Below are 22,253 nucleotides of genomic sequence, written 5' to 3' on the forward strand. Positions count from 1 at the left end.
TCTATGGTTTTGACCGAGTAAATACAAGCAATAATATAAAAAGGTTAGCTGACATAATAGTCAGCTAACCTTTTATCTATTAATTAAGCATTCCACTTATCTGACCATGTATGAATTGCTTCCATCATTGGTCGCATTGATTCGCCACGCTCAGTTAATGCGTATTCAATCAATGATGATGCTTCATAAGTCCGGCGTTCAATCAACTCAGCTTCTTCAAGCTCTTTCAATCGCTCTACCATCACGCGGTCAGAACAATTAACAACTGCTCGTGACAAATCTTTAAAACGGCTTGGTCCCTCATTCAATAGAACTTCCAAAATCAAACCGTTCCACTTACGACCTAAAATATTAAAAGTCGTCGCGAACTTATCACAAATTGCAAAATCAGCACAGTTCTCGTCATTTACTTTTTGTTCAGTTGCCATTACCATAACTTGTTCTCCTTACATATATTACTAACAATTATTCAGTAACTATATTCTAGCGCTAAAATCATCACAATGCACGCCTTTTGCTTGATTCTTTTGTCATAAAAATGTGAATTTCATTTTTTATCAAAATGGCGACGAAATTTACGCCATTTTGGTGCAAAGAAATCAGCAATTGCAATCCAGTCGTCCACCAAATCTAACAAAAGACTTTCCTTAAAGTGTGGTCGTGCGGTGGTTGCACCCCACATATGTTTGAGAATGATATCCTTTTCCATTGGTGTTAAGGCCGTAATTTTTTCAGCGTTTCGGATTGCTACCCGCGGATGAATAAATGCGTGTGAACCTAACTCAAACTTTGTGACACGCCAATCATAGAAAAAGAGGTCATGCAAAATACCAGCTCGTGCGACAGCGGTTGCATTTAAACCGTAACGCAAAGCTAACCGATAACTTAAATACGAGACATCAATCGAATGTTGTAACCGATCCGAATAGTGATGTTGAACATAATTTTTCAGTAATTGAACCTGGGGATGTGCTAGCAAATCTCCCACGATCTCCAGATAAACTGGATCTTTCTGCCAATCTTGTTCTTGCATTAAAGCATCTCCTCATCATCCACGCTGATGTTGTTACTCTACCGTGTTTTCAAAGCGAACATTGCAACACCAGCCGCAACTGCTACATTTAATGATTCTGCTTGCCCAGTCAAAGGAATATATAGATTTTGAGTTGTCATAGTTGCTAATTCAGGCTGCATCCCCTGACCCTCATTTCCCATAATCAAAGCAAACTGGCTTTGAGCTGGAACTGTAAATAGGTCAGCAGCTGACTTATCCAATTGTGTACCATAAACGTTCATATCATTTTGTGTGAACGCCGCAGTCCACTCTTTCAAGTCACCAACTGTCAGCGTCAAATGGAATTGGCTTCCTTGCATTGCGCGCAACGCCTTAGGTGAATATGGGTCAACCGTTCCATGTCCGAACACAACCCCCGCATAACCGGCGGCATCAGCTGTCCGAACCATCGTTCCAATATTTCCAGGATCTTGAATTCCATCTAAGAACAACCATGCGCCATCATGAATAAACTGTGGTGCACGAGTTGCAACAGGCAAGGTTACCTCAGCAAAAATCCCTTGTGGGGTTACCAAATCAGACAACTTCTTAGCGATCTCAATGTTAATCTCAAATACTGGTACACCCAAAGGCAATTCTTCACTATGTTGCGCCAATTGCTCAGTTGTTGCCATAATTGCGCGTAACTTACCACCATGATTGATTGCTTCTTGAACTAAATGCCAACCATCCAATAGATAAGTTTGACTGGCTTGACGGCCCTTTTTACTTTGTAATTTTTGCCAAGCTTTTACTCGGCTGCTTTGTACTGAACTAATCTTTTCCATAAGTAAATTATACCTTTTTCCTTATTAAACGAGTATTAAAATGATCTCTTGCACAAAAAAACCGCATCCAAGCGGACGCGGTTTCTCGAAAGGAGATAGAGGGATTCGAACCCACGCGCCGGTTTCCCGACCTGACGGTTTTCAAGACCGTTCCCTTCAGCCAGACTTGGGTATATCTCCATTTGTTTCTCTCACAAGAACAAATACCAATATAAGCTATTTTGCGAGCACTGTCAAGAAAAAACTAGCAGGCGAATAATGTTTCCATTAGACTCCTACTAGCTTTTATTTTGAAACTATTTATTTGGCACAACTGCGTCGTAAGTTGCCTGATCCAAGACAAGATCAATTTCGCCAATGTATTCTTGAGCACCGTCACGGACGAAATTCCGTTTGAACTGCCAAAGACTATCTTCGACGTCTTCTTCTTCGATTCCACCTAAATCATACAAAGGCATTTTTGCATCAATGGCCCATTGGATCATTTCAACCTGGATTGCGTAAGCTGCCCCATAGACTGGTGCATCGTCAATTGTTCCGGCATACATATACCAAACCTTAGACCCAATTTTAAAAGCAATTCCAGTTCCAATTACGGCACCTTCATAGCTAGCCCGATAGATTCGCATCAAGTCCGTTCCTTGATAGGCCTCCAACATACGCTGGAAGTAATCTTTAGGACGGTAAGTGATTTCATGGCGTTGGCTCATAATCTCATAAGTCATAAAGAAATCATCGAGGTAACTTTGATCAAGGCCAAAGTCCACAACGATTCCATCACGGAATGGTCGACGCAACTTATTTTTAGTCTTTGAAGGCACAAAGTCAAAAGTCGTTTCGGCTTCTGGCTTTGCTGCAAGATTCATCACCATATTCAATCGTGGCTGAATCGTGGCATGCATGCCACCACTTAGGTTTCGATTACGAGTTACATAACCGCGCGCTTGTAAGGCTTCATTTAAAGCATCTGTATAAGCAATTTCTGGATCAACTCGTAAGACATAGACATTATCATTAGCTAGCAAATCCTTGGCCGTCTGCATTAGTTGATCAAACAAATCCAAGTCTGTCATATCCATTACAGGCCCCTTTGAGGCATAAGCAAACATCTTTCCATTTGCTTGTTGGATCATCAGAATTGAAAGAGCTGCAATAATGTTATTATCAGCATCTTCCAAATAAACATACCGGGGAGTCCAGTTTTCTTTTACTTGCGCCCAAGCCATATCTTGCGTGATTTGTGCAAATGGTGACTGACGGACAAAATCATTGTAACGGGCAACCGCGGCTGCATCGTTCATATCTAAAAGAGGCATGTAATATCACTCCTATCGGTTTCTTTATTTAATTCATTTTAGTGGGAACGCCCTCTGATATAATAATATACCACAAGTTTTCATCAATATAAAAAGTGCCACAGTATCTCTGGAGAATCCCGGGTATTTTGAAGTAACTTAGTAGATATAGTCATTAAATATAAAAGCCAAACCAATGATTTTAAAATCAAAGGTTTGGCATAGTTTTTAATTAAATTATAGTGACGCAAGTTTTGAGATCATGATACCACCAAGTGCGACTAGAATAACTCCAATCACGATGAAGACCATTTGACGCCTTGACTTACGCTCGCCCAGAATCCAGATACTTCCAAACGTACCAACAATAATTCCCATTTGTGAGAGTGTTGCGGCAGTCGCTTGACCAATATTTGGATTAGCAGCAGAGATAAACATAAAGACATTTCCAATTGCCCATACCACACCGGTAATCATATTACGCCAAGTTGCCTTAGCAAATAGCTCCTTCTCCTTCATAAAGAAGATCACAATGATTAGGGCTCCAACAACCTGACCGATTGACTGCGGTCCGACAATTGAAGTCATGTAGTATAGTCCGTCAGCTGAGCCACTTGGTCCAGCCTTTAGGCTCGCAGAAATGTAGCCGATCTTAGCTAATAAATTAGGAAAGACGAAGTACATCATATAACCTAAGGTTGAAATGAACATTGCCAAAAGTCCCGCCGACCAGCTAAACTCTGCATTCATCTTCTTAGGCGCATTTGCATCAGGGATTGATGTGAAATAAGCCCCTAAGACAACCATTGCGATTGCAATTAAACCGAATATCCACATTCTTGAAGTCTTCCAGTCTCCTAGGACCGCAGCAGCCATAATCGCATTGAAGATGATCTGACCAGCCGTTGAGATTGGGTTTCCAATTGATACTCCCAGCTTTTTGAAACCAATGAACTGACCAGCAGTTCCAACAGCCCAAAATAGCCCTGAAACACCCCCAACAATCCAAATGCGTGGGTTAAATGCATAATCACTACCCGCAGCTGGCAATACATAAATGAACATGGTTCCCAAACCAAAAACGAGGGCTCCCAATGTCATTCCTAATGTTCCTTGGGCAGCCGAACCACCCATTTTTGTAGTAACAATTCCTACTGATCCCCAAGCAATTGCTGGAATCAGTGCAATTAAAATTGACATATTTAAAACCTTTCACTAAACAATTAATAGTAACAACGGAGTTTATAATACAATAAATAAAACGCTTTCACAAGCTTTCCAATTGAATTTTTTCCTTTATTTAGGTATTTATCAATAACCATCAAAAACATTATCGGGCAAAAACCATTGTTTATATATACATTTAACTAAAGTCTTTATAAATCCTTTTGGGTTATCACTTACCATTTTTAATCAACTCTACTCATAAAAAAACAATGCCACTATCCAGTAGCATCGTTTTATAGAGTTAAACTTCTAGTTATTCCGGATTTTGACCAGCTAATTTCCAGCGTAAGTAGCCATTAATAAACGGATCCAAATCACCATCCATCACTGCTTGTGGGTTTCCCGATTCCTGACCAGAACGGTGATCTTTTACCATCCGATATGGTTGGAAGACGTAAGAGCGGATCTGTGACCCCCAGCCGTTCTCCATCTGATCGCCTGAGATGGCCGCCCGCTCTGCTTCTTTTCGATCAACCTCAAGTTGATAAAGCTTGGCTTTCAACATTCCATACGCTGTATCTTTATTTTGAAACTGTGATCGCTGTTGCTGTGAGGCAACAACGATTCCCGTTGGAATGTGCGTCAGGCGTACCGCTGAAGAAGTCTTATTGATGTGCTGTCCTCCAGCACCAGAGGCCCGATATACATCCATTTTCACATCTGCTGGATTAATATCAATTTCAACTGAGTCATCCAATTCCGGCATCACGTCGATTGAGACGAAGGAAGTGTGCCGCCGACCTGCTGAATCGAATGGCGAGATTCTAACAAAGCGATGCACTCCCCGTTCCGAACGTAAATAACCGTAAGCGTTATGTCCGCTAATCATCAAGGTTGCTGAATCAATCCCCGCAACATCCCCAGGATGATAATCCATTAGTTCCACCTTGAAGCCGTGCTTCTCGGCCCAACGTGTATACATTCGTTGTAGATTAGCGCCCCAATCAGCGGACTCAGTCCCACCCGACCCTGGATGAATCTCAAGAATGGCATTATTGGCGTCATAGGGCTCATTCAACAGTTGCGCCAAGCGATAACTCTCTAAATCAGCCGTGAGTTGGGCTAATTCTGTCTCCATCTCTGACTGCATTTCCTCATCAGGTAATTCAGCCAACAGTTCTAAGGCAGTCGTAACATTATCAACGCCATTAATTAAGTTCAAATAGTCATCTCGGCGCCCCTTCAAAAGATTGTTTGCATCAATTACCTTTTGGGCTGCTACATTATCATTCCAAAAATTTCCTTCGGCCATTTGATTCTCATTAGCCGCAATCTCATCATTTAACGCATCTAAGTCCAGAGATTCGCCGAATTTGACAATTTCGTCGTTCATTTCATTTAATTGGTGCCGTGCTTCTGAAAGCTCCATTATGGACCTCCTCTATCTTTTATGTATCGGGGTGCCTAACACCCACTCTATTACTAAGCCTAAAAGGCGAATGACTCCTAATTCGTTTAGGTAATCACTCGCCCTTCAGCTTTAAACATCCTGCTAAACATTTTAATTCAGCGTTATATTATTTTTTACCGTAGATTTTGACGAATTTCTGCCTTCATGAACAAGCGTGTGACATCATATTCAATCCCAGCAATCATTTCCTCAAACATCCGGAAACCTTCATTTTGATATTCGATCAATGGGTTCAATTGACCATAACCACGTAGTTGAATAGCATCTCGCAACTCATTCATTGCTTCCATATGATCAGTCCATTGCGCATCAGAAACTCGCAAGATTACCACACGTGCGAATTGCAAAAGTTGAGCAGGATCTGACAATTGCTTTTCCTTAGCTGCATAGACACCCTTGGCAATTGCATACAAGTAATCTTCAATTTCCTTTTGTGTCTTGTTCTGTAAGTCTTCAACTGTTACTGTACCTTCAACTGTCAAAATCGCACCCGCAAAATCAACAATTGGTCCCAATTCCCATTCTTCAGGCTTGCCGATTGTATGTGAATCAACCACTCGATTGATTGTCCGCTCGACCATTGGCATCAAGACATCGACTAATGTATCTTCTTCCTCGATTACTTGGTTACGGTTATCGTAGAAGGTGTTTCGTTGTTGCGACATAACATCATCGTACTGCAAAACGTTTTTACGTGAATCATAATTATTACCTTCAACACGTCGTTGAGCAGATTCCACTGAGCGTGTGATCAAACGATTGCGAATCACTGAGTCAGACTCATCCAAATTCATACGTTCCATCATTAAGCGAATTCGCTCACCACCAAAACGGATCATCAAGTCGTCTTCCAAAGATAGGAAGAATTGTGAATAACCATTATCACCTTGACGGCCGGCACGACCACGAAGCTGATTATCAATTCGTCGTGACTCATGGCGTTCAGTACCAATAACGGCCAGGCCGCCCAATTGAGCGACGCCAGGGCCAAGCTTAATATCAGTTCCACGTCCGGCCATGTTGGTAGCGATTGTAACAGCACCACGTTGTCCGGCGTTTGCGATGATTTCAGCTTCACGCGCGTGGTTCTTGGCATTCAAAACGTTATGCGCCACACCAGCTTGATCCAACATCTGTGACAGCATTTCTGACGTCTCAACCGCCACTGTACCAATCAACATTGGTTGCCCGTTATCATGCAACTTCTTGATTAACTCAACGACAGCCCCAAACTTTGCCCGCAATGAAGGGTACAACAAATCTTGTTCATCATGCCGTCGAACAGGTCGATTAGTTGGGATCGTGATAATTTCCATATTGTAAATCTCACGGAATTCCTCAGCTTCAGTTTTGGCTGTACCGGTCATACCGGATAGCTTCTTATAGCGTCGGAACAAATTTTGATAAGTAATCGACGCCATAGCACGATTATCTTCTTGTAGTTGAACCTGCTCTTTGGCCTCCAACGCTTGGTGCAAACCATCTGAGAACCGACGTCCCTCTTGAATTCGACCTGAGAAAGAGTCAACTAACACAACTTCACCATCACGAATAACATAATCTTTATTGTTATCCATCGTGTAATTGGCACGTAAGGCTTGATCAATGTGGTGCGTCAATGCCGTATTTGAAGCCCCATACAGGTTATCCAAATTAAAGTAACGTTCAGCCTTTGCGATCCCTTCATCTTGTAGCAGAACTGTCTTTGCTTCCAAATCAACCTTGAAATCAACTTCATCGGTCAATGACTTAACAAAACGATCAGCACGGATGTATAGCTGGGTATTCTCTTGTTCTGGCGCACCCGAAATGATCAATGGTGTTCGTGCTTCATCAATCAAAATTGAATCAGTTTCATCAACCAAGGCAAAATTCAAAGGACGTTGGACACGTTCTTCTTTCGTTGCCACCATGTTATCACGCAAATAATCAAATCCAATTTCTGAGTTAGTTGAATAAGTAATATCAGCATGATATGCTTCGCGCTTCTCAGCCGCTGATTTCTCAGATGTGTTGATTCCGACTGTTAATCCTAGCCATTGATACAACTCACCCATTTCCTCACCATCACGAGCAGCCAAATATTCATTAACTGTAACAACGTGAACTCCTTCGGCTGGTAGGGCATTCAAATAAACCGCCATTGTGGCCGTCAATGTCTTTCCTTCACCAGTTCGCATTTCAGAAATGTTTCCACCATGTAAGACCGCTGAACCCATAATTTGAACTCGGAATGGGAACAATCCCAAGACACGCTTTGCACCTTCCCGTACAACCGCAAATGCCTCTGGTAGGATGTCATCCAATGACTTACCCTCTGCTAATAGTTGACGGAAATATGGTGTCTTTGCTTGTAACTCTGCATCACTCAACGATGCCATATCATCTTGAAATGCCTCAACTTGATCGGCTAACCGATTCAAACGGAGCATCTCCTTTTTATCATTCTCTATAATATTACGTAATGGATTTGCCATTCTTTTTTCCCTCTGTCAGTTGGTCAGGTTTGACCAGTATAGTCTATTAAATTTTAACATAAATTAGCCCTAGACTACAAAGATACATATTTGACACGATAAAAAACCAAATCACTATATCCTCAATGGAAAAGTAATTTGGTTTTATTTTTTATATCGGAAATTAAAAGAACTCTTGGATGTTCGCAATCGCTTGTTCACGTCCCAGCAATTCAATCAAGTCACCCAGGTTAGGGCCATCCTCTTGACGGGTCGTTGCAATTCGCAGTGGATTCCACAACGCACGTCCCTTAATACCCAATTCGTTTTGAACAGCTCGAATCGCTTGCAAAATATCGACCGATAAGAAGACTGGCATCTCAGCCAACTTCTTAGCAAACAACTCTAGAGCTGGCTTGGCAGTTTCAGCTTCCATCCACTCTTTTGCAGATGCAGGAATCGCATCTGCCGCTGGCATCTCGAAGAAGACTGGTTTAACTAATTCAACAATTTCAGATGTATATGAAACACCGTCTTTGTAGATATTGATTACTGAGCGTAGCCACTGCATCCGTTCAGTCGTCAACTCTTCAGCAGTTATTACACCTGCTGTGATCAAATTTTCAACCATTTGTGCAAATACACGTGGCTCATCAGCTTTTTTAATCCACTGATTATTAACCCATGCTAATTTCTTACTATCGAATTTGGCCGGTGATTTTGACAAACGTTGCTCGTCAAAAATCTTCACCAATTGTTGCTTAGTAAAGATTTCGTCTGTCCCAACTGGCGCCCATCCTAGCATAACAATGAAGTTCAACATTGCCTCAGGCAAGTATCCCAAATTACGGTACTGCTCAATAAATTGCAAAATTGTCTCATCGCGCTTAGATAGCTTCTTACCTGTTTCAGAATTAACAATCAAAGTCATGTGGCCAAAGACCGGTGCCTCCCATTCAAAGGCGTCATAGATCATTAATTGCTTAGGTGTATTAGACACGTGATCATCACCACGCAAAACGTGTGAGATTTCCATCAGATGATCATCGACAACTACGGCAAAGTTATAGGTCGGCATTCCATCAGCCTTTTGAATAACCCAGTCCCCACCAATTTGGTTAGCCCCAATTTCAATGTGTCCTTTAACGATATCTTCCCAAGCATATGTCTTTTCCATGGGAACACGGAAACGAACAACCGGCTTCAAACCTTTTGCCTCAGCCTCGGCTTGCATGGTACTAATTTCAGCCTCTGACATATTTGCATATTCGTAAACATAATGTGGTGCTTGCTTGGCTGCGATTTGCGCCTCGCGTTCAGCCGTAAGTTCTTCAGAGGTCTTATATGACTTATAAGCCAAACCCTTATCCAACAATTCTTGAACAAGTGGCTTATAAATCTCCAACCGTTCTGATTGACGGTACGGACCATACGCACCTGGGTTAGCTGGTGACTCATCCCAATCTAGACCAAGCCAAGCTAAATTATCCAGTTGAGATTGTTCACCATCGGCAACATTCCGCGCTGTATCTGTATCTTCAATTCGAATAATAAACTCACCCTTATTATGCCGAGCATATAACCAATTGAATAATGCTGTCCGGGCATTTCCGATATGCAAATGTCCGGTTGGTGATGGTGCATAACGCACACGTACTTTTTTCTTGTCAGCCATGAAATCGCTCCTCATTGACAATGTCTTTTTTATAACTATTTTCTAATATAGCACAATCTAGCCGTTTCCGGCTGGTTACTTTACTTTTGAACCAAATTACCGAAGATCATCCGTCCAGCGTCCGTCTGCAACGATGACGTTACTTCAACAGTCACGTTTTCTTGCAAATGATCTCGTCCATCTTCAACCACAATCATTGTCCCATCATCAAGATAACCAACTGCTTGTTTACGCTCAGTTCCATTTCGAACCAATTGAACTCGCATTTTATCGCCCACAACAACCCGCGGACGTAGGGCGCCCGCCAGTTCATTGATATTCAGCACATCAACATTTTGGAAGGTGACTACCTTGTTCAGATTATAATCATTTGTCACTAAAATTCCGTTAACGTCTTTTGCCAAGCGGATTAATTTCTCATCGACCTCTTTAATATCATCATAGTCGCCTTCCCACATCTCCAAAGGCATTGCATCCGTCTCACGGAGTTCATTTAAAATATCCAACCCCCGTCGTCCACGAACCCGCTTAATTGATTCGCCAGCATCAGCGATATACTGCAGTTCATAGAGCACAAAGTTTGGTACTAACAGCGTTCCTTCAATGAAGCCAGTCCGAACTAAATCAGCAATTCGTCCGTCAATCAAGATGTTTGTATCTAGGATCTTATAATGATGATAATTAGTTTCTTCATCCGTCAGCAGGTCACTACTATTATCTGACTTCCGTGGACGAACCCGAGTACGTTTTGTTAACGTCGGAATCAAACTCCGCCACTCTTCAATGCGTGTTGAGCCCAGTCTGAAACCTAAATAACCGAATAATACCAACAAAATAACTGGAATAACTGCACTTAAAAAGAAATTATTCGTTCGCGTTAATGGTGTTGAGATCAACACAGCAAAAGCTAGTCCGATGATCGTCGTAACTGATGAAACCAACAACGTAATTGGCGATTGCTTATTCAAAAACACCTCGATTTGATGAACACCACGATCAACAAGTTTCCAACTATATATGCCAATCACAAAAAAGATTGCCGCACCAATTACAAAGTTACTGATTGGATTATTCAACCATAGTAAAGGTTGAATATTAAAAATCCGCCATAAAATTGGCAGGATTGAAATCGCCAAGCCACCACCAACTAAGGCGTAGCCACCTAAAATTAATCGTTTCCTTAACATAGCTGCTCCACTCTTTTAAATGACAAGTTTTAAGGCATCTGCTAATGTCTCAACCGGTACAATTTGAATTGATGTCTTACCTGCCAAGTCACTGGCAACACTCTTTGGTACGAATACGCGTTGGAAGCCCATTTTCTCTGCTTCCGTGATTCGTTCAAGCATCCGCGGAACACGCCTAATCTCACCAGTCAAACCAATTTCACCGATAAAAGCATCCGTTGATTTAGTCCCCAAATCTTTATACGAAGACGCAATCGCGACCGCAATTGCTAGATCGATCGCTGGCTCGTCAAGTCGAACGCCCCCAGCTGCTCGAATATATGCGTCTTGATTTTGTAACAACAAACTAGCCCGCTTCTCAAGTACTGCCATTAAAACAGATACGCGATTACGATCAATTCCCGCCGCAGTTCGCTGTGCATTACCAAAGACAGTCGGGGTTATCAACGCTTGAACCTCCACCATAATTGGTCGAGTCCCCTCCATCGCCACAACAACTGCTGATCCACTTGCAGATTCAAGCCGTTCTTCTAAGAAAACATCTGAAGGATTTGCTACTTCAACTAACCCCTCTTGATTCATCTCAAAAATACCTAATTCATTTGTCGATCCGAAACGATTTTTTACTGCTCGCAACAACCGATATGCTCGTTGATTATCACCTTCAAAATAAAGCACTGTATCAACCATATGTTCCAAAATCTTTGGACCAGCGATGGCGCCTTCCTTTGTCACGTGACCAACAATGAAAATAGTTATTCCATTTGTCTTTGCAATTTGTAACAGCTCGGCAGTCGTTTCACGTATCTGAGCAACTGATCCAACTGCTGACTGTACGTCCGGTTGCTGCATAGTCTGGATGGAGTCAATGATTACATAGTCCGGCTTTGTTTCATCAATTGCCTTTCGAATTCTGCTCATATCCGTTTCTGGAAAGAGATAAAAATCAGCCTCCGGTTGCACCCCTAGACGTTCGGCACGCAATTTAATTTGACTGGCACTCTCCTCACCCGAAACGTACAGCACCGTTCCAGCCTGTGCCAATTGTCCTGACACTTGTAGGAGCAAGGTCGATTTTCCAATTCCAGGATCGCCACCAATTAATACCATAGAGCCCGGTACAACACCACCACCAAGCACACGATTAAATTCTTGTAAATCTGTTAACACACGCGGGGTTTCTTCAACATTAACTTCTGTCAGTTTCTGAACCTGGGCAATTTCTCCTGCAAGGTTCACTCGTGACTTTCGATCTGCCTTTTCGGGTTGAATTACTTCTTCAACCAAAGTTCCCCAAGCTCCACAACTTGGACAACGTCCCATGTAACGTTGTGAAACATAACCGCAATTCGAGCAAACAAATTGCGTTTTTTGTTTTGCCATTTTTAAATCCTCATTTATTTTCCTGAACTACCAAAGCCACCGGTGCGTTCATCCTTTATGTCAATATCGTCATTATCGGTCAACAAATACGGCATAAAGATTCCTTGAGCAATCCGTTCACCTTTTTTGATATGCACATCTTTTAACCCAAAGTTCATCATCTGCACAAAAATTTCGCCCTCATTTTTAGGATTATCAACATAATCTGCGTCAATGACACCAACCCCATTTGGTAAGACCAAAGACCGTTTCAACGGATTTGATGACCGGTTAGCTAAAATCAAAACTTCATCGCGATTCATATATGCCTTTATCCCCGTAGGTACCAAATATGGTTTCAATACCGCCTGTCCTGAGGATATAGCTTCATCTGTTAAGTGTTTTTGTTGCCAAATCGTAACCAAAATTTTTATAAAATTCAAATGCCAAATTGAGGGCAAAGTAAAATCAGTTGCTGCGGCCAAATCATAGCCAGCTGCGCTCTTTGTAGCGCGTGTCGGTAACGTTAAATCAGCTTCGCTAAAGCGTTCAACAATTGCAAATCCACGTGTCATAATTAACTCCCTCAACTTTTTGATATTTATGACTAGTATAACTTAAATTCTTTGTAAATAACGTAAGCTGGTCCCAAGGTTATACAATTTTATAAAATATACCAATCGCTATAATTGTCAATATCAATAGCCCTCCGTTGCCTTCAAATCTATTTACAATTCAAAAGGTCGGACGATTGTAAAATCATCCGACCTTGATTTGAAATTTAATCTTTATACTGGAGTGCTTGATAGTTCGAATTTTTAAAAAATTGCATTCGTGCGTAAGAACAGACCGGTTTCAATGTTACCCCCGCTGCTTTAGCACGTTCAACCACCTCAGCAAGCATCTGCCCAGCAATTCCTTGGCCTCTCAAATCTGGATCTACCCGAGTTTCATCAATTGACCAGGTTTTCCCGTCATTAATTGCTGGGAAGCGAATCTCAGCATCAATTTTGCCTGCCGTTTCATGCCACAATCTACCTGGCTCATATTGAAAATCCATTGTAACCCCCAAATTCATCCATCAACGCAAAGTTCTCGCGAAATCTGGTTGATTATAGCGTTTGATTACTTCTTCTACAATTGTACCATTCTCTGCAGATACAGTCATAACCTTCCCACCACCTAGATAAACCGCAACTTGATTCGGTTCTTCAAGCGAACCCCAAAAGACAGCATCGCCAGGGATTAATACATCAATATTGACCGGCATCATTTGATTGGCCATACCAACCATAGTATCTGGTAAATCGACCCCAAAAACTTCGCCGTAAAGTCCCTGCATGAATCCCATCACATCATAGATGCCCTCTTGATTCAAAAACTGACGACCATGATAACTATCGATCCATGTCCATAATTGTGATTTCAAATACTCCATCATCCCGATCATTAATTGACGTTCAATGCCGTCGATTTGCAGGTCAGGGGCTTTTCTTAGCTCAACAACTTCAAAACCCTTACCAGTTTTAGATCGTTCATAATATAGCTCTGCGCTTACACCACCACGATCATCATCTAGCCAAATATGTCCAAATTCATAATGTAACTGCATCTCATCTCCTATTACAAAAAACCGGCTCAGAATAAATATCCTAAGCCGGTCAATCAAATATTATTTTTGAATGAACAACACACCAGAAGTTGAGATTGTACGTGTGTGGTAAATCAAACCAAGGTAGTTTGCTTCAGAAATATTTACAGTTCCGTTAGCGTTAACAGAATCAACTACAGCAACGTGACCGTAAGTTGAGTCAGCACCTTGAACACCAGGGGCAAAGTAAGCAACTGCTCCAACAGTTGGAGTTGCACTTACAGAGTGACCAGCTGCACGGGCTGAAGAAGTCCAGTCAGCAGCATTACCCCACCAGTTACCAACCCATGAAAGTTGTGACTTTACATACCAAGTGCATTGTCCATATGGGTATGTGTTAGTGCTGTCAACAACAGTGTTGTTTTGGTTGTTATTAGTGTTTGTGTTTGCTGATGAATTAGTATCAGTAGTTGAACCAGTTGCACTACCATTACCAGTAGAACTAAGTTGCAAAACTTGTCCTGGGTAGATGATTTGTGATGCATCTAAGTTGTTTAGTTGTACCAAGCTTGCCAAAGTCATACCGTTCTTAGTAGCAATACCATACAAAGTATCACCACTTACAACAGTGTATGAACCAGAAGCAGTGTTGCTAGTGTTTGAAGAAGTGTTTGAATCTGTAGTAGCTGATGAATCAGCACCAGGAATATTCAAGCTTTGTCCAGTAAGGATCAAGTTAGCATTTGAAAGACCATTAGCCTTAACAATTGCATCAACTGATGAACTGTGAGTGTTTGCGATACTGTAAAGAGTATCACCTGACTTTACTGAATAAGTAGTATCAGCAGAAGCAACACTTTGTGTAGCTGCGATAGTTGCAACGGCCCCAGCTGCAACCAATAATGAACCTTTAAGTGAATTCATAACTTTTAATTTCTCCTATTACTGTGTGATTTTCACTGCTTTTAACAGTGCTAACGTAAATTTCTTAACTTTATAAGTACAAGAATTATTGTACCCGTACTTTGTTACATCAACAGGTGATTATTATTTAATTCTCTTTACTTTGATTACAAAAATATTACAAAACCTTAAACAAATTCAAGTACCCTCTCCAGAAAGGCACACACTTAGATCTTTCTCTGTAAATATATATCCACAAGCCTTGTATTTATTGCTATTCTTAGGCCCTTTTTACCACTATTTTATTGAGAATCAATATCTTTTAACTGACATAATCACAAATAATCTTGGAATAACCCCTTTAAAAAAACTTAACATATTACAATCTCAAGTCAGCAAAAAGAAGCATCAGATAACCACAAATGAGCACGACTCACTTTGATTATTCGATGCCTCATGATAATTATTTCACAGCTGTCGTTGCCACTTCAACTGCACTAATTTTGATTTTCCCGTCATCCAAATCTGCTTTTAATTGCGTAGCCGTTGGATGCTCAAGATAGAAATCTGCGACTTGATCCTCAATCTGTTCTTGTAAAATTCTTCTCAGTGGCCGCGCACCCATTGCAGGGTCATATCCTTTTTCAACTAGATCTTCCAAAGCAGCCTGAGTCACGTCAATCTGCAAACCATGATCAGCAATTGTCTGATTCATTTCTGTAATCATCAAATTCAAAATTTGTAGTAGTTCTGCTTTATTCAGTTCGTTGAATTCAATGATTCCGTCAAACCGATTTAAGAACTCTGGCCTGAAATAGTTTGTCAGTCGGCTGATCAAAGCTGTCTTACTTTCACCTGTCAGTTTATTCTCATCGTTGCTTTCAAAGCCAACTTTAGGACTTTGAGTGCCCGTGCCGGCATTCGATGTCATGATAATAATCGTATCCTTAAAGGAAACGGTTCGTCCTTGTGCGTCTGTTAAGCGACCATCGTCCAAAATCTGCAAAAACATGTTCATCACATCCGGATGGGCCTTTTCAACCTCATCCAACAAGATTAAGGAATACGGATGTCTACGAACAGCCTCGGTTAGTTGCCCGGCCTCTTCATAGCCGATATAACCAGCCGGCGCACCAATCAACTTGGAAACTGAATGTTTCTCCATATATTCAGACATATCAAAACGTACCATGTTTTCAGATGTACCAAACAACTCATTAGCTAACTGTTTAGCTGTCTCAGTCTTACCAACACCTGTCGGACCTACGAACAAAAATGAACCAATTGGTCGTCCGTGTTTATTAAATCCAACTCGATTACGCCGAATTGCACGCGCAACCTTCTCAGTCGCTTCGCGCTGCCCAATCACATGCGTTGCCAAGTTTGTCGCCAGATTTTGCAGTTGACTTTGTTCAGACGCCTGTAAATCACCGACTGGAATTCCGGTCTTCTCCTCAACGATTTTCTGGATGTCATCTACCGAAACAGTCGCATTGGTTGTGCTTGTTGTTGCTTGTTGCTTCATTGCTTCAAGTTGTAATTCAAGCCGACTAACTTCATCACGCATTGCAGAAGCCTGTTCAAAATTCTCCGCTTCAACTGCCTGTTGCTTACGTAATTCGGCATCCTTAATTTGTTGTGTTAACTGCACCGGATCGCTAACCTTTAAGGCCAAATTCTTACGCGAACCGGCCTCATCGATCAAATCAATTGCTTTGTCAGGTAAGAAGCGTTCCTGAATGTAACGATTAGAGAGGCTTACGGCCGCCTTCAGTGCATCCTCATCATATTTCACTTGGTGATAATTTTCATAACGGCCAGCAATTCCTTGCAAAATCGCTAACGCTTCTTCAGTTGTTGGCTCATTAACTTGAACTGTTTGGAAGCGTCGTGCAATTGCCGCATCCTTTTCGATTTGCCGATATTCATTAAGTGTCGTTGCGCCAATTAATTGAAATTCGCCACGTGCCAAAGCTGGCTTTAAAATATTTCCAGCATCCATTGAGCCTTCGCCAGCAGTTCCAGCACCCATGATTTCATGGATCTCATCAATGAATAGAATTACCTCTTCGCGCTTTGTGACTTCATCCATCAACTGTTGCATACGCTCTTCAAATTGACCACGAACACCAGTCCCCTGAACTAAGGAGACCACATCTAGACGAATAATCTCCTTATTCAATAATTTACTGGGGACTTTTTGATCTACGATTGCCTGTGCCAAGCCTTCAACAACAGCAGTCTTACCAACTCCTGCCTCACCAATCAAGACCGGATTATTCTTACTACGTCGGTTGAGTACCTCAATAACTCGCTTGATTTCTTGAGCTCGCCCAATCACAGGATCGAACTTACCTTCACGAGCCAATTGCGTTAGATTAATACCAAACTCATCTAACAAACCACCTGCGCCATTTTCCTTTGCTGGCTTAGTGGTGACACTTTTTGCACGTTGCGCTTGCATCATTTGTTGCTCTTGTGCCCGCTGCATACGAGCTGTGTCATCGTTCATCATCCGAAAAATATCATCAAAATTTGAAAATCCAAATGGATCTTGTGCCATAGTAGTATCCTCCTGTTAGGTTTTTTATTTTTTTATTCAATAATTCAAGGTCAGTTTTTCGTTTGACCAATACTGACCTTTCTACAATTATTATATTAGCACTCTCCTTGTCAGAGTGCAAATTTTTTTATAACAAAAAAAGATTCGGCCCAACCAAATGAGTCGAATCTTTTATTTATACTTCTGCCTTTTTTACGCGCAAAGCCTCGTAGTAGCCTGCCCACGTTAAATTAAGATAACTTCCAATATAAAGCCACATTAACATGAAGCCAATTACCGCAACATAGTCATTCACGTAGACGAATAAAATCCACTCGACAATCACCACCAAGAAATACCACCAGAAGAATGATAGGAGCATTGTCAAAATCTCAAATCGATGTCCTTTGACCATACTCAAGCCCATCTTTAGCATGGTTGGACCACCCAGTTGACGGTCACGTTGATCCGCATCAAACATTAGATAAGGACCAAAGGCATATCCAAGCATTTTATAAATTAGAAGCGCCAATGTCACCCAGGATACTACATGCAACAGCATGGCCCAACCAATCAAGCCTGAACTATCTGCACCCATGCTGCCAGTAATAACTGCCAAACCTGATAACACACCAACACCATAGTTAGTCACATAGGGGATAATGCCCCATAAAATGACAAACAATCCCGTAAAGAAACTTACAACCAGTGTCCGTTTCAGCCAATTTCGATTTAAAAATTGCTTGAAATATCCCCGAAATGGGCGAGCCTTCTCATCAGACTCTCTAACTTGAACCAATCCGCGATATTGCATTACTTGAATTCCATAATTAACCCAAAGACTGATAACAAACAGACCAATTAAAAATAGAATTACGACGCCGACTAATCCGGCAATTGTTTTAACGGAGCCGATCCCGCCAATAATCACCCCTAGAATGAACAGCCCCAAACCAAAGGTGACAAATGGCATCACCAAGAGTCCTAAATTACCTAGCCAATCATGCTTAATAATTTGTCGTGCTTGGGCTTTGATGTCCTCACGTCGAATTCGATTCTTTTCAATATTTGCTTGTAGTTCTTTCCAGGACATACATTTCTCCCAACTTTTTCTGAATAACCAACATTCTAATAATCATAACTTAAATAATGCTTGTTAATCAAAAATTGCCACAAGTTTTCCCATTACTTTACCACTCGCAACCCGATCCTGAGCCTCCCGGATAGTCTCAGCATCTAATCCATGTACACGTTCTGTGAGCGTCGTAGTAATTTGAGCACTATCGATTAATTGTTGCAACAAGGCCAAAGCCTTTCCTTGACTAGCTACCTCAAAATCAGCATTTGTCTTAGCAAACATGAATTCCCAATCCAACGAAGCCGCCTTATTCTTCATTTTGCGAACCTCTAAGGGTGCCGCCGGTTCGACAATTGCTCCAATATGTCCGAATGGCGCAATCAATTCGGCGGCCGCTTCAATATGTGGTTCAGGTGTATGTAAAATCGCCAAATAATCGACCGGTGCTAATCCCATTGACTTAACCAATGGAACATAATCATCGCGATGATTAATCACATGATCTGCTCCCATCTGCTCAACCCATGCGACCGTCTCAGGTCGTGATGCTGATGCAATCACTTCCATCCCCAGCCATTTAGCCAGTTGGATCATTACCGAACCAACGCCGCCAGCTCCATTAATAATTAGCAACCGCTTTCCTCTAGCAGCCCGAGCTTCCATTTTAATATTAAAATGATCATGTAATAGTTCATAGGCCGTTAGAAAAGTCAGTGGCATCGCTGCTGCAGCTTCTACGCTGACAGTTTCCGGTGCACGCGCCGCAATCCGTGCGTCAACCAACTGATACTCTGCATTCGATCCTGTCCGACTTAATTGCCCCGCGTAAAACACCCGATCGCCAAGGTTAAAATCAGCAACCTTTTCACCCAAACCAACAACTTCACCAACACCGTCAAATCCCAAGACACGGGTGGCGCCTGCTGCAACGGCCATCGACCGTTGCTTAGCATCGACAGGATTCACCCCTGATGCCATCACCTTAACTAATAAGTCATGCTCGCCTAGCTCAGGTAACGGAATCTGAATTAACTCTAGTGGCTGAGCTTCATTAGTTGTTGTAACTAAAGCATTAATATGTTTAATAATTGTTTCCATAGTTTAGTTTCCTTCTGCTTGCGCAATGTCTGCGGATAAAGTTGCCATATCAAGTTCATGCTTTCTAAAAGAAGCGTTCTCAATTGGCAAGTGTAATTCAAAATTCTCAAACAGTGTAAACGTCCCCGTTAAATCCTTTGCAGAGAAATCAAGGACATGTCCCGCAAAATCATGCTGATCACTAATAAAATGGACATGCCAACCCGAAGCCGCCATCCCATCATAAAGCGCCGGTGTGTAGTAACCTAGCAACGTTCCAGTTACCTGATCCGCCTCAAATGTCGGTTGCTCCTTCGCTAAAGCTAGCAGTGATGGATACGGCTTCTCTGCTTTCGGCGCGACCCGTACTTGTACATGCTCAAATACACCATGTAATTGAATACTCGTAAAGCCGTTTTTCAGAGTATGCTGTTCTACTAGCTCATTCATCGTAGCAAACGTTGCCGTTGTCAAATTACATTCAACTGAATCTTGATCCTCATGGACAGTCGCAAAAGGAACTCCCTTTTTTAAATCTGTAATGTGATGCACTTTTCCATCAGAAGTTGCTTGATAGACTTCACCTGCTAGAATGATTACCTCGCCATCGACGCCATCGAGAGTACCAATCCCTGTGTCGCCATGGTTTAATAGCTGTTCTAGCGATAGGGTTGCATCCAACAGCCCCGCCATCAAAGCAGCTAAAGTACTATGTTGATAAACTGTTGCCATTTAACTTATCCTGCCTTTCAAAAAAAGGTCGCCATCACTGACTCCCTTTTATTTTACCGCGCCCTAATTCAATTAGCTTATTTTGTGATTAAAGTTCCGAGTCGATCAATTGCGACATTAGTTCCGCGTTATGTGAATAATCTACTGGAATTTCAACAACTACCGGACCAGTTGCTGCAAACGCCTCGTCCATTACACGATCTAGTTGACTAGGATTATCTACTCGTAACCCCTTGGCCCCAGCCGCTTCAGCAAACTTCACAATATCAAGCGGGGCAAGTTGCACACCAGCATCTTGACCATACTTCAACTCTTCTTGAAATTTGACCATGTTGTAATGATGCTGATCTTGCCACACTAGGTGGACCGTGTTCAACTTCATTTGGACAGCCGTTGCCAATTCAACACCTGAAAAGAAGAAGCCACCATCACCCGATACTGATACTGATTTAGCATTTGGTCGAACCATCGCAGCTGCCATGGCCCATGGTAAACCGACACCTAAGGTCTGCATTCCATTAGAAATCAAGAAATGCCTTGGAACATACGACTTGAAATGGCGTCCAAGCCAAAGATAATGCGAACCAATATCCGATGACAAAGTCATTTCGTCAGTCATATGCGCTTGCAACGACTTAATGATGTTCAATGGATGGTTTAAATTCGACTGTGCTGGTGAATACTTCGGCGTATCTGCATCATGCAGCGCCTCTTTATAAGCCATGAGCTTATCCTGACTAGCGTTCGGCAACTTATAATCATTAATCTGGTCACGCAAGAGCGTCAATGTAGCACCTAGATCACCTATTAACTGACGTTCTGGTGTGAAATGATTGTCAATCTGTACCTGAACAGTGTCCAACGCAACAATCCTAAGATCAGCATGCCGATTCCAGTTCCTTGGTTCATATTCAATTGCATCATAACCGACCGTAATCACTAAGTCAGACTCAGCTAGGAGCTGATCCCCAACTTGATTACGGAAGAAACCAATCCGCCCAAAGAAGCTCTGCTCTTCAAGATCACGCGAAATCACGCCAGCGCCTTGATAGGTCTCAACAACCGGCAAAGTTACTCGTTCTAATAGACTGTGCAGTGCCGATGCAGTTTGGTCATCTGATCCTCGAGCTCCAACTAGCAACACCGGTAGCTTAGCTTTTTCAATTTGTTCAGCAAGCCAATCAATATCAGCAAGCGATGCTGCTCCAAAACGAGCAGGCTGAACCTTTGGTAGAGCGCTTGTCGTTACAATCGCATCATCAATATCTTGTGGCAATGAAACAAAGGCCGCTCCTGGTTTGGGACCATTAGCCGCCGCAATCGCATTCGAGATCAGTTCTGAGATATTATTTTCGTCCTGGATCTCCACTGAATAATTTGTAATCGGCTCAAACAAGGTTGCCGATGCCGTGCTTTGATGCGTCAAACGATACAAATCACGACGTGGAACTTGTCCACCAATCGCCAAAACCGGATCGTTCTCAGCATTCGCGGTCATCATCCCCGATACCAAATTACCCACGCCAGGACCCGATGTTGCTACAACCACTCCTGTCTTACCCGTAATTCTGGCAAACGCTTGCGCCATAAACACTGCGTTTTGCTCATGACGCGTTACCACCAAACGTGGTGTTTTTTTATGATCAACAGGGTTTTCTAATTCATTAAAAAGGCGATCAATCTTCGCCCCCGGAATTCCAAAAACTAAATCTAGGTCATGATTATTTAAAGTGTCGATTACAATATCCGCACCATACTTATTTTCAGTACTCATGATAACTCCCTCTTTTCATTCCTTTATATAAGAAGATTATCGCACTTTCAAAATGAAAGTACAGCTATCATTATGCTTGTGAACTATTCCTTTTTTGCATA

The 22,253-nt window shown here is 42.0% G+C and carries 19 protein-coding genes and 1 tRNA gene; all 20 read right to left on the minus strand.

Translation table 11 applies throughout. The features are described from left to right. Positions 1-83 precede the first annotated feature (83 nt). Complete coding sequence (locus tag ESZ50_RS08585; protein WP_425473116.1) at positions 84-428, minus strand: winged helix-turn-helix transcriptional regulator; 345 nt, start codon at positions 426-428, stop codon at positions 84-86. Between the two features lie 119 nt (positions 429-547). After that, a complete protein-coding gene (locus tag ESZ50_RS08590) occupies positions 548-1,033 on the minus strand; it encodes an HD domain-containing protein (protein WP_148623156.1) in 486 nt (161 codons plus the stop codon). Positions 1,034-1,071: 38 nt separating this feature from the next. Beyond that, entirely contained in the window at positions 1,072-1,842 is a 771-nt protein-coding gene (locus ESZ50_RS08595) for a TrmH family RNA methyltransferase (protein WP_148623157.1), read from the minus strand. A 90-nt stretch (positions 1,843-1,932) separates the two neighbouring features. Further along, positions 1,933-2,022: transfer RNA gene (locus ESZ50_RS08600), tRNA-Ser, on the minus strand. 116 nt (positions 2,023-2,138) lie between these two features. Next, the gene (femX, locus tag ESZ50_RS08605; protein WP_148623158.1) at positions 2,139-3,158 is read right to left on the minus strand and encodes a UDP-N-acetylmuramoylpentapeptide-lysine N(6)-alanyltransferase; all 1,020 of its coding nucleotides are present in this window, start codon (positions 3,156-3,158) and stop codon (positions 2,139-2,141) included. Positions 3,159-3,374: 216 nt separating this feature from the next. Continuing rightward, complete coding sequence (locus tag ESZ50_RS08610; protein WP_148623159.1) at positions 3,375-4,337, minus strand: GRP family sugar transporter; 963 nt, start codon at positions 4,335-4,337, stop codon at positions 3,375-3,377. A gap of 280 nt (positions 4,338-4,617) precedes the next feature. Then, positions 4,618-5,733 carry a peptide chain release factor 2 gene (gene prfB, locus ESZ50_RS08615; RefSeq protein ID WP_148623160.1) on the minus strand — a complete coding sequence of 372 codons (1,116 nt, stop codon included), beginning with the start codon at positions 5,731-5,733 and terminating at the stop codon, positions 4,618-4,620. A 155-nt stretch (positions 5,734-5,888) separates the two neighbouring features. Then, a complete protein-coding gene (gene secA / locus ESZ50_RS08620; protein ID WP_148623161.1) occupies positions 5,889-8,252 on the minus strand; it encodes a preprotein translocase subunit SecA in 2,364 nt (787 codons plus the stop codon). Between the two features lie 163 nt (positions 8,253-8,415). Continuing rightward, entirely contained in the window at positions 8,416-9,906 is a 1,491-nt protein-coding gene (gltX, locus tag ESZ50_RS08625) for a glutamate--tRNA ligase (RefSeq protein WP_148623162.1), read from the minus strand. An 80-nt stretch (positions 9,907-9,986) separates the two neighbouring features. After that, positions 9,987-11,093 (minus strand): PIN/TRAM domain-containing protein, encoded by a 1,107-nt coding sequence (locus tag ESZ50_RS08630; RefSeq protein WP_148623163.1) that lies wholly within the window; start codon positions 11,091-11,093, stop codon positions 9,987-9,989. Positions 11,094-11,108: 15 nt separating this feature from the next. Beyond that, complete coding sequence (gene radA, locus ESZ50_RS08635) at positions 11,109-12,476, minus strand: DNA repair protein RadA (protein WP_148623164.1); 1,368 nt, start codon at positions 12,474-12,476, stop codon at positions 11,109-11,111. Between the two features lie 14 nt (positions 12,477-12,490). Next, the gene (locus ESZ50_RS08640) at positions 12,491-13,030 is read right to left on the minus strand and encodes a dCTP deaminase/dUTPase family protein (protein WP_148623165.1); all 540 of its coding nucleotides are present in this window, start codon (positions 13,028-13,030) and stop codon (positions 12,491-12,493) included. A gap of 206 nt (positions 13,031-13,236) precedes the next feature. Then, positions 13,237-13,515 (minus strand): GNAT family N-acetyltransferase, encoded by a 279-nt coding sequence (locus tag ESZ50_RS08645; RefSeq protein ID WP_148623166.1) that lies wholly within the window; start codon positions 13,513-13,515, stop codon positions 13,237-13,239. A 21-nt stretch (positions 13,516-13,536) separates the two neighbouring features. Further along, entirely contained in the window at positions 13,537-14,067 is a 531-nt protein-coding gene (locus tag ESZ50_RS08650; RefSeq protein WP_148623167.1) for an NlpC/P60 family protein, read from the minus strand. A 60-nt stretch (positions 14,068-14,127) separates the two neighbouring features. Next, positions 14,128-14,970 carry a LysM peptidoglycan-binding domain-containing protein gene (locus ESZ50_RS08655; protein WP_148623168.1) on the minus strand — a complete coding sequence of 281 codons (843 nt, stop codon included), beginning with the start codon at positions 14,968-14,970 and terminating at the stop codon, positions 14,128-14,130. A 442-nt stretch (positions 14,971-15,412) separates the two neighbouring features. Then, entirely contained in the window at positions 15,413-17,512 is a 2,100-nt protein-coding gene (locus ESZ50_RS08660) for an ATP-dependent Clp protease ATP-binding subunit (protein WP_148623169.1), read from the minus strand. A gap of 175 nt (positions 17,513-17,687) precedes the next feature. Then, positions 17,688-18,584 (minus strand): DUF975 family protein, encoded by an 897-nt coding sequence (locus tag ESZ50_RS08665; RefSeq protein ID WP_148623170.1) that lies wholly within the window; start codon positions 18,582-18,584, stop codon positions 17,688-17,690. Positions 18,585-18,647: 63 nt separating this feature from the next. Next, positions 18,648-19,667: a zinc-binding alcohol dehydrogenase family protein gene (locus tag ESZ50_RS08670; protein ID WP_246111536.1), complete on the minus strand. Its 1,020-nt coding sequence runs from the start codon at positions 19,665-19,667 to the stop codon at positions 18,648-18,650. Positions 19,668-19,670: 3 nt separating this feature from the next. Continuing rightward, on the minus strand, positions 19,671-20,378 hold the full coding sequence (gene budA / locus ESZ50_RS08675) for an acetolactate decarboxylase (protein ID WP_148623171.1): 708 nt from the start codon (positions 20,376-20,378) through the stop codon (positions 19,671-19,673). An 88-nt stretch (positions 20,379-20,466) separates the two neighbouring features. Then, complete coding sequence (alsS, locus tag ESZ50_RS08680; protein ID WP_148623172.1) at positions 20,467-22,152, minus strand: acetolactate synthase AlsS; 1,686 nt, start codon at positions 22,150-22,152, stop codon at positions 20,467-20,469. Between the last annotated feature and the right edge of the window lie 101 nt (positions 22,153-22,253).

The sequence above is a fragment of the Weissella muntiaci genome, assembly GCF_008107635.1.
Classification (GTDB): Bacteria; Bacillota; Bacilli; order Lactobacillales; family Lactobacillaceae; genus Weissella; species Weissella muntiaci.

Excerpts from the sequence above, each read along its gene's own strand:
- secA (WP_148623161.1), bottom strand. The coding sequence starts at position 8,252 with ATGGCAAATCCATTACGTAATATTATAGAGAATGATAAAAAGGAGATG.
- ESZ50_RS08595 (WP_148623157.1), bottom strand. The coding sequence starts at position 1,842 with ATGGAAAAGATTAGTTCAGTACAAAGCAGCCGAGTAAAAGCTTGGCAA.
- budA (WP_148623171.1), bottom strand. The coding sequence starts at position 20,378 with ATGGCAACAGTTTATCAACATAGTACTTTAGCTGCTTTGATGGCGGGG.
- alsS (WP_148623172.1), bottom strand. The coding sequence starts at position 22,152 with ATGAGTACTGAAAATAAGTATGGTGCGGATATTGTAATCGACACTTTA.
- femX (WP_148623158.1), bottom strand. The coding sequence starts at position 3,158 with ATGCCTCTTTTAGATATGAACGATGCAGCCGCGGTTGCCCGTTACAAT.
- ESZ50_RS08645 (WP_148623166.1), bottom strand. The coding sequence starts at position 13,515 with ATGGATTTTCAATATGAGCCAGGTAGATTGTGGCATGAAACGGCAGGC.
- ESZ50_RS08650 (WP_148623167.1), bottom strand. The coding sequence starts at position 14,067 with ATGCAGTTACATTATGAATTTGGACATATTTGGCTAGATGATGATCGT.
- ESZ50_RS08590 (WP_148623156.1), bottom strand. The coding sequence starts at position 1,033 with ATGCAAGAACAAGATTGGCAGAAAGATCCAGTTTATCTGGAGATCGTG.
- ESZ50_RS08670 (WP_246111536.1), bottom strand. The coding sequence starts at position 19,667 with ATGGAAACAATTATTAAACATATTAATGCTTTAGTTACAACAACTAAT.
- radA (WP_148623164.1), bottom strand. The coding sequence starts at position 12,476 with ATGGCAAAACAAAAAACGCAATTTGTTTGCTCGAATTGCGGTTATGTT.
- ESZ50_RS08665 (WP_148623170.1), bottom strand. The coding sequence starts at position 18,584 with ATGTCCTGGAAAGAACTACAAGCAAATATTGAAAAGAATCGAATTCGA.
- ESZ50_RS08655 (WP_148623168.1), bottom strand. The coding sequence starts at position 14,970 with ATGAATTCACTTAAAGGTTCATTATTGGTTGCAGCTGGGGCCGTTGCA.
- ESZ50_RS08660 (WP_148623169.1), bottom strand. The coding sequence starts at position 17,512 with ATGGCACAAGATCCATTTGGATTTTCAAATTTTGATGATATTTTTCGG.
- gltX (WP_148623162.1), bottom strand. The coding sequence starts at position 9,906 with ATGGCTGACAAGAAAAAAGTACGTGTGCGTTATGCACCATCACCAACC.
- ESZ50_RS08585 (WP_425473116.1), bottom strand. The coding sequence starts at position 428 with ATGGCAACTGAACAAAAAGTAAATGACGAGAACTGTGCTGATTTTGCA.
- ESZ50_RS08640 (WP_148623165.1), bottom strand. The coding sequence starts at position 13,030 with ATGACACGTGGATTTGCAATTGTTGAACGCTTTAGCGAAGCTGATTTA.
- ESZ50_RS08630 (WP_148623163.1), bottom strand. The coding sequence starts at position 11,093 with ATGTTAAGGAAACGATTAATTTTAGGTGGCTACGCCTTAGTTGGTGGT.
- ESZ50_RS08610 (WP_148623159.1), bottom strand. The coding sequence starts at position 4,337 with ATGTCAATTTTAATTGCACTGATTCCAGCAATTGCTTGGGGATCAGTA.
- prfB (WP_148623160.1), bottom strand. The coding sequence starts at position 5,733 with ATGGAGCTTTCAGAAGCACGGCACCAATTAAATGAAATGAACGACGAA.